Genomic DNA, 13,007 nt, shown 5'->3' with positions numbered 1-13,007 from the left:
ATGTTTGGCATAGGGAATTATTTATAAATTACAGATAATAATATTAAGTGACATAATTTTTTCAACAGGATTTATAAGGTCCTTTTTGAGGCGGGCATGTTCCAAACGGCGGGTTTTATCGCGGGCAGCAGCGCTGGCGATAAAACGTGGCAACGGATAAGGAGCGTCGCATGAAAACAATGGAAAACGAAACGGGTAATGGCCATATTATTTACCGATCCAGCAATCCATGTGGGCTGTGGTGCTACACGCCGGCGATCTTGCAAAGCTCCACGGGGCGATTGATCGTCACGCTGGATATAGGCGGTCCCGGCCTGGATTCCCCGGGCCAAGACCGGCTAACCACCAGGAAGGGTCTTGGTAAAATCGTGTTTTCCGACGATGCGGGCGCAACCTGGGAGGAACGCTGCGCTTTCCCTTTCTGGCACGCACGGCCGTTTGAAAGCCGCGGGGCGCTGTATATTATCGGTAACGCGGGGGATCTGTACATCATCAAATCGGATGATGACGGCAGCACCTGGACCGCGCCAGTGGCCCTGACCCGCGGGGAGCTGTGGCACGGTTCGGCCACCAATATCATCCAGGACGACGATTATCTCTATCTTTGCATGGACCTGCGCTCCGACCTGAGCATCAAGGGATGGAACGTGGCGGGCCTGACGCCGGTACTGCTGCGCGGCAACCTGCGGGGCAATCTGCTGGAACGGGGGGCCTGGACCTTTTCCGAGGGGTTCTCGTTTAACGAACGGTTTGGCGGCGCCCTGTCGGCGTTTGGCGAGCATTTCGGCATTCCTTTTTACCCATCCGATCGCAACGGCCCGCGCCACCTGGCTCCGGGCATCAGCGCCTCGCCGCCGGGATGGCTTGAGGGGAATATTGTCCGCGTAGCGGACCCCCGGCATATCTGGCACGATCCCGCGAACGCCACGCTGCATATTATTTTAAGGGTAAATAGCAACGGCGGGGGATATGCGGCAATTCTGCAAGCCAGGGAACTGGCGAACGGGCGTATTATTTTAGACGGGGTCAAGGCCCCTTCGGGAAAAGAGCTCTCGTTAATTCCGTTTCCCGGCGGCGGTTTGAAATTTTATATTGTGTATGATGCCATAACCAGGCTTTATTGGATGGCAAGCTCAATCATCATGGATTCCATGTGCACGTTAAGCTCAATTCCCGCGGGCAGATACAATCTGCCGTCAAATCAGCGCAATATGTTAGGCCTGTTTTATTCGGCAAATGCCGTGGATTGGCTATTGGCGACCATCATAACCAAAGGCGAAACCGAATGCCATGCCAGAAACTATCCTTCTTTTATTTTCTCCGGCGAAGACATTTTGCTGGTGGCCCGTTCCGGAGATGACCAAGCGCTCAACGGCCAATATACCAATTTAATTACCTTTCATAAGGTAAAGCAATTTCGCAAGCTGATTGTTTAACACCGATTCAATGGGGGTATTTAATGGCTAATAATTATGACACTTCTCTTTATCTGTATAAAAAATTATCCAAAATCGTTCCCGGCGGGGTATCAAGTAATAACCGGGCCAACTGGAAACCGCACCCCATGTTTTATGCCCGGGGAGACGGGGCTTACGTCTGGGACGTCGACAAATACCAGTATATCGATTTTGTGCTTGGCCGGGGCCCGTTGATAACCGGTCATTCCAATAAACAGATTATCGACGCCATCACGCAGCAATATCAGCAGGGGCAATTTTTTGCCGGGCAAACGGAGCTGGAGATCTTGCTGGCGGAAAAAATCAAGGGGCTGGTTCCCGGCGCGGAAATGACCCGGTTTTGCAACTCGGGGTCGGAAGCGGTGCACGTTGCGCTGCGTCTGGCCCGATCGGCTACCGGGCGGGAAAAAATCATCCGGTTCGAAGGGCATTATCACGGCTGGTTCGACAATATCGCCTGGGGATTCACCGCTCCCGACATCCTGACGGATGGCGCGGGCGGCGTGACGGCCATGTCATTGGGCCAGCCGGACAGCGATGCCGATAATATTATTTCCTTATGCTGGAACGACCCCGACGCCCTTGAGCAGACGCTCGCCAGGCAGGCCCATAATATCGCCGCGATTGTCACCGAACCCATCATGTTTAACAGTTTTTGGAGCAATATAACGCCCGCGGCCAATTATTTAGCCACCTTACGGGCGCTGTGCGACCGCTATAACATAGTGCTGATTTTCGACGAAATCCAGACCGGGTTCAGAACGGCAACCGGGGGCGCGCAGGCGTATTACGGCGTCACTCCCGATATCTCCACGTTTGCCAAAGCGCTGGGCGGGCCGGTTTGCCTGGCGGCCATTTCAGGCAAGCAGCGTTTCATGGGCCTGCTGGCCAGCACCAAAACCATCCATACCGGCACCTACAACTCGTTTCCGCCGTTCCTGGCCGGGGCGTTGGCCAATCTTGACATCCTGACGGCCAATAACGGCGAGCAGTTGCACCATATCCACCGGATGAGCGGCGCCCTGCGCGACGGCCTGCAGGACATCGCCGACACTACCCCGTTGCCCATGCAAATCCGATCCAGCCCGGGCGCCCTGACGACCACGTTCAGGACCAGCGCGCATGCCGTCGACGACTACCGGAGCGCGCGCCACGGGCTGAGCGAAGAGCTGACCGGCCGGTGGCACGCCGCTTTGCAGGACCAGGGAATCAGGATCACGCCCGAGGGGCTGTGGTATGTCTCCATAGCGCATACCGACGAGGATATACGGCGTACGCTGCAAAAGGCCGCGGTGGCCATCACCCAGTTGGAACTGGCCTGGAGGCCATCATGAGCAGGGGAGCATTGAACAAAGTCGCCGTACTTAACGGACCGGGTACCTTTGCGCTGATCCATTCCCCGCTGGCAGAAATTCCCGCGGGTTACGTGCGGGTGAAGCTTAGCCACTGCGGCGTGTGCGGTACGGACCGGTCCTTCTACCTGGGGCACCGGGACGAAGGGTACCCGGTCTCTTTAGGCCATGAACACTGCGGCGTGATTGACGCGCTCGGCGAAGGGGTAACGGGTTTCGCCCCCGGCCGGCCGGTGGTTATAGACCCCAATTTCCGCTGCGGCGCCTGCTATTTTTGCCTGCGAAAGCTGGGGCATTTATGCATCAACGGCACCGAGCAGCGCTATTCCAACCGCGGTTATGCCGGTTATATCGATATCCATTATTCCTATGTACATCCGTTACCCCATTATGGCCGCACCCATATGGGGGCCCTGGTCGAGCCTTTATCCGTCGCCCTGCACGCCTTGGCGGTAGGCGCTTTGCAGGATCGCTACGGAGAGACGCTGGTGCTGGGCTGCGGGGGATTGGGATCTTTACTGATTTTCGCCATACTCGAAACCACGGCGATCGACCTGTATATCCACGATCATAACGACTATAAGGTCGACCACTTGCGCAGCCTGTATCCCGACCGGATTCGGCGTCTCGGCGGCCGCAACGATTTCAACCTGGTTTTTGAAGCCACCGGCAGTTCCACCGGATTTGCCCTGGCCTGCGGGCTGCTCGGCAAATGCGCCCGGCTGGTGGTGCTAAGCCGCTATCACTCCGACGAGCCGTTGATTCCCGAGCGCTTGCCCTGGAAACAGCCGGAAATCAGATTCTGCCACCTCAACGGCGATGCCATCCATATGACTGAAGCGGCGGCGCTGCTCAAGGAAAAATGGACCCTGCAACACGATCATCTGCTGAGTTTTCATGCCCTGGATGAGATCGACCAGGTGTTTAAAAACTATGGAGCCATTAAATCAAATAAAAAAATCATTATTCAGCAATAGAAAATATATTTTGCGAGGTCATTATGAATATTTTAACGATTATTCCCAGCCGCCTGGCGTCTACCCGGCTGCCAGGCAAGGCGCTGGCCGAAATTAACGGCATCCCGATGGTTGTCCATGTCTGGCGCAGGGGCATGGAAGCCAACCTTGGCCCGGTGGTGGTGGCCTGCGACGATTGGCAAATCGCCGATGCGGTGCAGCGGGCGGGGGGCAAGGCGGTGATGACGGAACCCGCGCTGGCGAGCGGCTCGGACCGCGCCTGCGCCGCCCTGCAAATGGTAGACCCGGCAGGAGAATATGACCTGGTGGTCAACCTGCAGGGGGATATGCCGACCGCCGATCCGGCGATGCTGGCTACCCTGATCGCCCCCTTGCATCTGCCCGGCGCCGAAATAGCCACCCTGGCCTCGGTGGCGACCACCGCCGCCGAGCTTGCGGCGCCCAGCGTCGTTAAAGCGGCGGTCTCGCTCAGCCCCGGGGATAAAACCGGACGGGCGCTGTTTTTCAGCCGCAACCTGATTCCATGGGGAGACGGGCCGCATTACCACCATATCGGGCTTTATGCCTACAAGCGCAGCGCGTTGATGAAGTTTTCCCGCCTTCCGCCGGGCGCGCTGGAGCAGCGTGAACAGCTGGAGCAGCTCAGGGCCCTGGAGCACGGCATGCGCATCGATATCTCCATCGTCGACGTTAATCCGCTCGGCGTCGATACGCTGGACGACCTTAATCTGGCGAGAAAAATTCTTCTTTAAGAGGATTGCCATCCCATCGGGATCATCATCATGGACAAAAAAACGATCGCACAAATCGGTAGCCGGGTTCTGGCCAAAGAAGCTGAAGCACTATACGAACTGTCCAAGACGCTATACAGCAGCGGATTTTGCGAGGCGGTAAATTTAATCGACGCGTCAACCGGCCATGTCATTATCATCGGCGTCGGAAAAAGCGGCCATATCGGCAGAAAAATATCCTCCAGCCTTTCATCGATCGGCACTCCCAGCTTTTTTATCCATCCTACGGAAGCCAAGCATGGCGATCTGGGCATGATAACGGCCAATGATATTGTCATCATGATCTCCTTTAGCGGTAAAACCGAAGAACTCATGGAATTATTACCGCACTTAAAGCTGCGGCGCATTCCCTTGATCGCCATAACCGGCAATAGCCGTTCGCCCCTGGCCGAAAACGTGGATATCAGCCTGTCGTTCAGCATCAAGGGGGAGGCCTGCGCGTTCGATATGGTGCCGACCGTAAGCGCCAGCGCCACCCTGGCCCTCGGCGATGCCCTGGCCATCGTACTGATGGAATTAAGCGGTTTTTCGCCGCAGGATTTTTCGCGCAACCATCCTTCAGGGACCTTGGGAAAACGGCTGGCAACGCGGGTGCCCGGTTAAATAGGGCGGGCGCCAGTGGCCCGCATCAGGATAATGAGTATCGGATATGCGCTTTTTATTGGGGGCAGCACTGCTGTTGACCAGCCTTATCGTCTCCCAGGTCGGCACGGCGCTGGCCTACGGGCTGATCGCCGACCTGGGGCCCGCCATGAGCGCCTGGCTGCGATTAACTCTCGGCGCCATGATGGCCTGCTTATTTCTCAGACGGCGCTATCTGCCCTATCTGTTTAACCGCCATGTCTGTTGCCTGGCAACGGCGGTCGCCGGAATGGCTTTATGTTTTACCAACGCGCTGCACTATATTCCCATACCCACCGCCACGGCCCTGCAATTTCTTGGCCCCTTTTTCCTGGCCGTCGCGGCGGCCAAAAACAAAATCGATTATGGCATTTCGCTGCTGGCCATTACTGGCATGGCGCTGATTGGCCTGCAGGTCAACGGCGCGCAAGGCGCCTGGCCGGGCATCTGCTGGGCCGGGTTATCCGGTGCTTTTTGGGTGTTGTATATCGTCAGCGCCCGAAAAACGGCCCTCGGGCTGCCCGGTTTCCGGTGTCTGGCGCTGGCGATGGTGATGGCGTCGCTGCTGATGTCGCCGTTTATCATAACCGCATTCAGCATGCCTTCCGGCCGGCAGTTGCTGGCGGCGCTGGCGGCCGCCGTATTTTTGCCGCTGCTGCCTTACTTCCTGGAGATGTCGGCCTTAAGGCTGATAAACACCTGGACGTTCAGTATCGTCGTCAGTCTGGAGCCCTGCGCCGCGATAATTATCAGCAGGCTTATGCTCAGGCAGCATACCCCCGCCATACAGCTCGTGGGGGTGATGCTGATCGTTATGGCCGGCATGGCGGCCATTTTCGCGGGCCAATACCGGGCAAGGCGGCAAGGGGGGAATGCCTAAACCGTTCGCGGCGGTATTTGACCGTTTATCCGCATATTTGACCGCTGGTGGAAAATACGCAATTTCCCGCGTACGGGTGGCATAGAGTACGTCTCCATGTATCCCTACTGAAGAACGAATCATAATGAAAAACAATATTCTCAAACATATCCCCTGGTTAATCATCGGGCTGATAGGGGCATGCTGCCTCGGCGTGGTGGCACTGCGCCGCGGCGAGCATGTCAGCGCCCTGTGGATCGTGGTTTCCTCAATCGCGGTGTATCTGGTGGCTTATCGTTACTACAGCCTCTATATCGCCAAGAACGTCATGCAGTTGGACCCCAGCCGGGCAACGCCGGCCGTGGTTAACAATGATGGCCTCAACTACGTCCCCACCAATAAAAACGTCTTGTTCGGCCATCACTTTGCCGCCATCGCCGGGGCCGGACCCCTGGTCGGCCCGGTACTGGCCGCGCAAATGGGCTACCTGCCGGGCACCATGTGGCTGCTGGCGGGCGTGGTCCTGGCCGGCGCGGTACAAGATTTTATCGTGCTGTTTATGTCATCGCGCCGCAACGGCGTTTCCCTGGGTGAAATGATCAAAGAAGAGATGGGGCCGGTGCCCGGCACCATCGCGCTATTCGGCTGCTTCCTGATTATGATTATTATCCTGGCGGTGCTGGCCCTGATCGTGGTTAAAGCCCTGGCCGAAAGCCCATGGGGCGTGTTTACCGTCTGCTCCACCGTGCCCATTGCCCTGTTCATGGGGATTTATATGCGCTTCCTGCGCCCGGGACGGGTGGGCGAAGTGTCGGTGATCGGGGTAGTATTACTGCTGCTGGCTATCTGGTTTGGCGGCGTGATTGCCCACGATCCCTATTGGGGACCGGCGTTAACCTTTAAAGATACCACCATCACCTATACGTTGATCGGTTATGCCTTTGTTTCGGCCTTGCTGCCGGTATGGCTGATCCTGGCGCCGCGCGACTATCTGGCCACTTTCTTGAAAATCGGGGTTATCGTCGGCCTGGCGGTAGGTATCGTGATCATCAATCCCGACTTGAAAATGCCGGCGATGACGCAGTTTATCGATGGCACCGGTCCGGTGTGGAAAGGGGCATTATTCCCGTTCCTGTTTATCACGATCGCCTGCGGCGCCGTGTCCGGTTTCCATGCGCTCATCGCCTCGGGCACCACGCCCAAACTGCTGGCCAGCGAAAGCGACGCCCGTTTTATCGGTTACGGCGCCATGCTGATGGAATCCTTTGTCGCTATCATGGCATTGGTGGCCGCATCCATTATCGAACCCGGCCTTTATTTCGCCATGAACACCCCACCGGCGGCGCTGGGCATTACCATGCCCGATCTGCATAATCTCGGCACGTCGGACGCGCCGATGATCATGGCTTCGCTCAAAGATGTCACCGCCCATGCGGCGGCCACGGTAAGCTCCTGGGGTTTTGTCATTTCCCCCGACCAGATTTTGCAAACCGCCAAAGATATCGGCGAACCTTCGGTACTGAACCGCGCCGGCGGGGCGCCGACCCTGGCGGTGGGGATTGCCCACGTCTTCCATAAAATCATTCCCGGCGCCGATATGGGCTTCTGGTATCACTTTGGCATCCTGTTTGAAGCGCTGTTCATCTTAACCGCCCTGGATGCGGGCACCCGCTCCGGCCGCTTTATGCTGCAAGATCTGCTGGGCAACTTCGTGCCGTTCCTCAAAAAGACCGACTCGCTGCTGGCCGGTATGGCCGGTACCGCGGGCTGCGTGGGGTTGTGGGGCTATTTGCTCTATCAGGGCGTGGTCGATCCGCTGGGCGGGGTGAAAAGCCTGTGGCCGCTGTTTGGTATCTCCAACCAGATGCTGGCCGCGGTCGCGCTGATCCTTGGTACGGTGGTGCTAATCAAAATGAAACGCACCAAATATATTTGGGTCACCGTAGTGCCGGCGGTCTGGCTGCTTATCTGCACCACCTGGGCGCTCGGCCTGAAACTGTTTAGCCAGAATCCGCAGCTGGAAGGGTTCTTATATCTGGCCCGCGCGTCCAATCAGAAGATTAACGAGCAGGGCGCGACCCTGACCGCCCAGCAAATTAGCAACCTGCATCACATAGTGGTAAACAACTATACCAATGCCGGCTTAAGCATCCTGTTCCTGATTGTCGTATACAGCATATTATTCTATGGTGTTAAGACTGCCCTTAAAGCGCGCAGCAAGCCCGGGCGCACCGATAAAGAAACGTCATATGTCGCGATACCGGCGGAAGGGGTGATCACCTCGTCCAGCCACTAAGCGCTTACATCAGCCATGCCCCGCATAGTCCGAACGGCCTATGCGGGCTTTTCTTCTGGAGATGCCGCATGTTTGGAAATTTGGGTCAAGCAGGTAAGTACTTGGGACAGGCTGCCCGGATGTTGGTGGGCATTCCCGATTATGACAATTATGTTCAACATATGACCGTCAATCATCCCGACCAGCCCGCAATGACGTATGAAGAGTTCTTTCGCGAGCGTCAGGAAGCGCGCTACGGCGGTAACGGCAAAGGTGGTTTCCGCTGTTGTTAAAGGGCTGGCCGGCGCTGATGAACGCGGTGAGCGCAAGAGGAAGGATGCATGAATAAGCCACTGCCGGCCACGATTTTGTCCGGCTTTTTTGGTGCGGGAAAAACCACGCTATTGCGCCATATCCTGCATACCCGGCACGGTGAAAAAATCGCCGTGATTGAAAATGAATTCGGCGAAGTACCCATCGATAATAGCCTGCTGGGCGAGGGCTCTACCCGGATCACCACCCTGAGCAATGGGTGTATTTGTTGCAGCAGCGCCAACGAACTGGAACGCGCGCTGCTCGATTTGCTGGCGGGCATCGATGACGGCAGCCTGGATTTCTCCCGCCTGGTGATTGAATGCACCGGCATGGCCGACCCCGGGCCGGTGATACAAACTTTTTTCTCCCATCCGGTATTAAGCGAACGTTTTTTACTCGATGGCGTCATTACCCTGGTGGATGCGGTTCATGCCGACCAGCAGCTCACCCAATTTACCGTGGCCCAGGCCCAGGTCGGCTTTGCCGATCGCATTTTGCTGACCAAAACCGATGTCGCCGGCGACAGCGCCGCCCTGATAGAGCGGTTGCAGCATATCAACGCCCGCGCGCCGGTGTATCCGGTGGTTAACGGCGAGATAACCATGGCGCGGTTGTTTAACGTCGATGGGTTTATCCTCAACGATCGGCTGAATCTGGCCAAACCGCGTTTCAGACCGCTTATCGCGGCGCAAAACAGCATCCGATCCATCGTAATCTCGCTGGATACGCCGCTGGAGCTGGCGGCCGTTTCGGACCTGATGGAAAGCCTGCTGGTGACTTATGCCGATAATTTATTGCGCTATAAAGGGATACTGGCAATTAAAGACGAACCGCGCCGGTTGTTGTTCCAGGGCGTACAGCGCCTCTATAGCGCCGATTGGGACCGGGAATGGCGGGCGGACGAAGTCAAAACCAGCGTGATGGTATTTATCGGCGTTGATTTGCCGGAACCGGCGATCCGCGCCGGTTTCGCCGCATTGGAGTAATTCCGTTAGCGGGGGCGCCGCGCCCCCGGACTTATGCATGCCGCGCGATTATGCTACCCTAGGGTTAATATATCCGAGGTGCTGCCATGAAACTCACGCGTTATACCGACTATGCCGTCAGGGTAATGATATTCCTTGGCTCCCGGGACGGCGGCCTGTGCTCCATCGCCGACATCTCGCGACGGTACGATATCTCGCAAAATAACCTGATGAAAGTAGTGCAGGATCTGGCGCGGCTCGGTTACATCGAGACGCTGCGCGGGCGCAACGGCGGCATACGCCTGGGGCGCCCCCCGCAGGATATTAATATCGGCACCCTGATTCGCCATACCGAGAAAGGCTGCGTATTGGTCGACTGCGCCAACTGCGTTATTGCGCCGGCCTGCGGTTTGCCGGGCGTACTGGCCAAGGCCACCAATGCGTTTTTCCAGGTGCTCGACGAGTATACCCTGGCGGATTTAGTGCATAATCGTAGCCAAATTCAAGAACTCTATACCTTGATGGATATCAAGGACGCCGCGGTCATTCCCTGAGCGATGCCGTAGCGCCGCGCCGGCCAATCCGCTTCCCGCCATATCGCTTCCCGCCATGCCCGCACGCAAACTTGCGCTAAATCAAACAAAGCGCGGATAGCGTTTAAATCGCTGTTCATCCATAGCGGCTGCACATAACCTTAAACATGCATTTAAAATGAATCTTATAACAAAAGAGGCCATCATGTTTTGTGTGCAATGTGAACAAACCATCCGTACGCCGTCAGGTAATGGCTGCGCCTACACCCAGGGCATGTGCGGAAAAACGGCGGAAACATCGGATTTGCAGGACTTACTGGTGGCCGTGCTGCACGGCCTGTCTGCTTGGGCCGCCAAGGCGCGCGACCTGGGGATTATCGATCATCTCGTGGACAGTTTTGCCCCGCGCGCTTTTTTTTCCACACTCACCAACGTCAACTTCGATTCCCGGCGCATCGTGGAATATATCGGGCAAACGCTGACGCTGCGCGATGGCCTGGCTGAACGCTGCCTGCAGGCGGACCCGGAACTGGAGCTTGACCATCCTCTGGCCCATCTCCGTTTTACCGCGCTCTCCGTGGCCGGTTTGCAACTGGAAGCCCCGCGCTTCGCCCTGGATCTCGATCGGGAACAGGTGGGCGAAGATATCCACGGCCTGCGCCTGCTGTGCCTGTACGGGCTTAAAGGGGCTGCGGCCTATATGGAGCATGCCCATGTATTGGGGCAGTTCGATGATGATATCTACCGCCAATACCACGACATTATGGCCTGGCTGGGCACTCGTCCATCCGATATGGCCGAGCTGCTCGCCCAGGCGATGAATATCGGCAAAATGAATTTTGCCGTGATGGCGATCCTCGATCGCGGCGAGACGCAAACCTACGGCAATCCGGTGCCCACCAGGGTGAACGTGCGGCCGGTAGCCGGTAAAGCGATTTTGATCTCCGGACATGATTTAAAAGACCTGCGCATGCTGCTGGAACAAACCGCGGGAAAGGGCATCAATATTTATACCCATGGCGAAATGCTGCCCGCCCATGGCTACCCCGAACTGAAAAAATTCCCGCACCTGATCGGCAACTACGGCAGCGGCTGGCAAAACCAGCAAAGCGAATTCGCCCGTTTCCCGGGGCCGGTGGTGATGACCTCCAACTGTATTATCGATCCGGCGGTGGGGCAGTATAACGATCGTATCTGGACGCGCAGCATCGTCGGCTGGCCGGGCGTCAAGCACCTGGAAGGCGAGGATTTTTCCCCGGTCATCGCCCAGGCCCGGCAATTGGCCGGCTTCCCGTACAGTGAAATCGAGCATCTGATTACCGTCGGTTTCGGCCGGCAGACCCTGCTGGATGCGGCCGACACCGTGATCGATTTGGTCGTGCGCAAAAAATTGCGCCACGTGTTTCTGGTCGGGGGCTGCGACGGCAGCCGCGATGAGCGCAGCTATTACACCGACTTTGCCCGCGCGGTGCCGGATGATTGCCTGATCATGACGCTGGCCTGCGGCAAATACCGCTTTAACAAACTGGATTTCGGCACGCTGGAAGGCTTGCCGCGCTTGCTGGATGTAGGCCAGTGCAACGATGCCTATGCCGCCATCACCCTGGCGGTCAAACTGGCCGACAAACTGGGCTGCGGCGTGAACGATTTGCCGCTGAGCATGGTGCTGTCGTGGTTTGAACAAAAGGCCATCGTGATTTTGCTGACCCTGCTGTCCCTGGGCGTCAAGAATATTTATACCGGCCCGACCGCCCCCGGCTTCCTGACGGAAAACCTGATGGCGATACTAAACCAGCAATTCGGTATGCGTTCCATCACCACGGTAACGCAGGATATGGATACGATACTTGCCGTTCCGGCCTGAGGAGTTTTGCGATGACTATGCCTTCGCCGCTATGCCCGTACCGCATGCAGGTGCACCATATTATCCAGGAGACGCCGGATGTCTGGACGCTGGCGCTGATCAACCACGATTTTTATCCTTATCTGCCGGGGCAGTTCGCCCTGGTGAGTATCGATAACGGCGCTGCCGTGCGGGCCTATACGCTCTCGTCGTCCCCCGGCCAGAGCCGTTTTATAACCCTGACCGTACGCCGCCTGGCGGACGGCCTGGGGTCGCGCTGGCTGACGCAGCGGGTGAAACCCGGCGATTATCTGTGGCTGTCCGCGGCGCAGGGCGAGTTTACCTGCCGTGACCCGGCAAGCGATCGCTATCTGTTCCTGGCGGCGGGCTGCGGCATCACCCCGATTATGTCCATGTGCCGCTGGCTGGCGGCCAATCGTCCTGCGGCGGACGTACAGGTGATTTACTGCGTGCGTTCGCCGGAGGATATTATTTTCGCCGCCACGTGGCTGGCGTTGGGCAACTGGCTGCGCCTGACCGTGTTCACCGAACTGGATGCCGGCGAGGTTTACCAGCCGGGAAGATTACATCGGGAGGCGCTGCGCGCCCTGGCGCCGGATATCGCCGCCAGGACGGTTATGGCCTGCGGTCCCGCCCCGTGGATGGAACAGCAGGAAGCGGATGCCCGGGCGCTGGGCGCCGAAAACGTCGTGCTGGAGCGCTTTCATACGCCGGCGCCGGCCGCGGCGGCCGGGCTGCTGACCATTACGCGCTCCCGGCCGCTGGCGGCGTTCAGCGCGCCCGTAGGCCTGTCGCTGCTGGCCGCCCTGGAAGCGGAAAAAGTGCCGGTGAACGCCGCCTGCCGCGCCGGGGTTTGCGGCTGCTGCAAAACCCGCATAACCGCGGGCCGCTATCGCACCACCAGCACCATGACCCTGAGCGAACAGGACATCGCCGACGGATACGTGCTGGCGTGCAGCTGTTATCCGCAGAGCGATATCGTGCTGGCCTGATGGGGC

Annotated in this window: 12 protein-coding genes; all 12 read left to right on the top strand. The window is 57.7% G+C overall.

Annotated elements, in window-relative coordinates; translation table 11 throughout:
* Nucleotides 1-170 precede the first annotated feature (170 nt).
* The 12 genes from ACL2XP_RS14515 (at nt 171) to hcr (ending at nt 13,001) form a co-directional block, all read left to right on the top strand.
* Entirely contained in the window at nt 171-1,436 is a 1,266-nt protein-coding gene (locus ACL2XP_RS14515) for a sialidase family protein (RefSeq protein WP_413733488.1), read from the top strand.
* Nucleotides 1,437-1,459: 23 nt separating this feature from the next.
* Complete coding sequence (locus ACL2XP_RS14510; RefSeq protein WP_413733487.1) at nt 1,460-2,791, top strand: aspartate aminotransferase family protein; 1,332 nt, start codon at nt 1,460-1,462, stop codon at nt 2,789-2,791.
* The gene (locus ACL2XP_RS14505) at nt 2,788-3,786 is read left to right on the top strand and encodes an alcohol dehydrogenase catalytic domain-containing protein (RefSeq protein ID WP_413733486.1); all 999 of its coding nucleotides are present in this window, start codon (nt 2,788-2,790) and stop codon (nt 3,784-3,786) included. The genes ACL2XP_RS14510 and ACL2XP_RS14505 overlap by 4 nt, the downstream gene beginning before the upstream one ends.
* 23 nt (nt 3,787-3,809) lie before the next feature.
* Complete coding sequence (locus tag ACL2XP_RS14500) at nt 3,810-4,538, top strand: 3-deoxy-manno-octulosonate cytidylyltransferase (protein ID WP_413733485.1); 729 nt, start codon at nt 3,810-3,812, stop codon at nt 4,536-4,538.
* 30 nt (nt 4,539-4,568) lie between these two features.
* Nucleotides 4,569-5,180 carry a KpsF/GutQ family sugar-phosphate isomerase gene (locus tag ACL2XP_RS14495; protein WP_413733484.1) on the top strand — a complete coding sequence of 204 codons (612 nt, stop codon included), beginning with the start codon at nt 4,569-4,571 and terminating at the stop codon, nt 5,178-5,180.
* A gap of 46 nt (nt 5,181-5,226) precedes the next feature.
* Nucleotides 5,227-6,078 (top strand): EamA family transporter, encoded by an 852-nt coding sequence (locus ACL2XP_RS14490; protein ID WP_413733483.1) that lies wholly within the window; start codon nt 5,227-5,229, stop codon nt 6,076-6,078.
* Nucleotides 6,079-6,202: 124 nt separating this feature from the next.
* Nucleotides 6,203-8,353, top strand: a complete 2,151-nt coding sequence (locus ACL2XP_RS14485; RefSeq protein WP_413733482.1) for a carbon starvation CstA family protein — start codon at nt 6,203-6,205, stop codon at nt 8,351-8,353.
* A 68-nt stretch (nt 8,354-8,421) separates the two neighbouring features.
* Nucleotides 8,422-8,625, top strand: a complete 204-nt coding sequence (locus tag ACL2XP_RS14480; RefSeq protein ID WP_413733481.1) for a YbdD/YjiX family protein — start codon at nt 8,422-8,424, stop codon at nt 8,623-8,625.
* Between the two features lie 48 nt (nt 8,626-8,673).
* On the top strand, nt 8,674-9,633 hold the full coding sequence (gene yjiA / locus ACL2XP_RS14475; protein ID WP_413733480.1) for a GTPase: 960 nt from the start codon (nt 8,674-8,676) through the stop codon (nt 9,631-9,633).
* 86 nt (nt 9,634-9,719) lie between these two features.
* Nucleotides 9,720-10,166, top strand: coding sequence for an Rrf2 family transcriptional regulator (locus tag ACL2XP_RS14470; protein WP_413733479.1), 447 nt, complete (start codon nt 9,720-9,722; stop codon nt 10,164-10,166).
* A gap of 184 nt (nt 10,167-10,350) precedes the next feature.
* The gene (gene hcp, locus ACL2XP_RS14465) at nt 10,351-12,009 is read left to right on the top strand and encodes a hydroxylamine reductase (protein WP_413733478.1); all 1,659 of its coding nucleotides are present in this window, start codon (nt 10,351-10,353) and stop codon (nt 12,007-12,009) included.
* A gap of 11 nt (nt 12,010-12,020) precedes the next feature.
* Nucleotides 12,021-13,001 carry an NADH oxidoreductase gene (hcr, locus tag ACL2XP_RS14460; protein WP_413733477.1) on the top strand — a complete coding sequence of 327 codons (981 nt, stop codon included), beginning with the start codon at nt 12,021-12,023 and terminating at the stop codon, nt 12,999-13,001.
* Nucleotides 13,002-13,007 lie beyond the last annotated feature (6 nt).

Source organism: Sodalis sp. RH21, from assembly GCF_047324175.1.
In the GTDB taxonomy this organism is placed as follows: Bacteria; Pseudomonadota; Gammaproteobacteria; order Enterobacterales; family Enterobacteriaceae; genus Acerihabitans.
The sequence above is the reverse complement of the archived record's forward strand: the minus strand, read 5'-3'. Positions and strand labels throughout refer to the sequence as shown.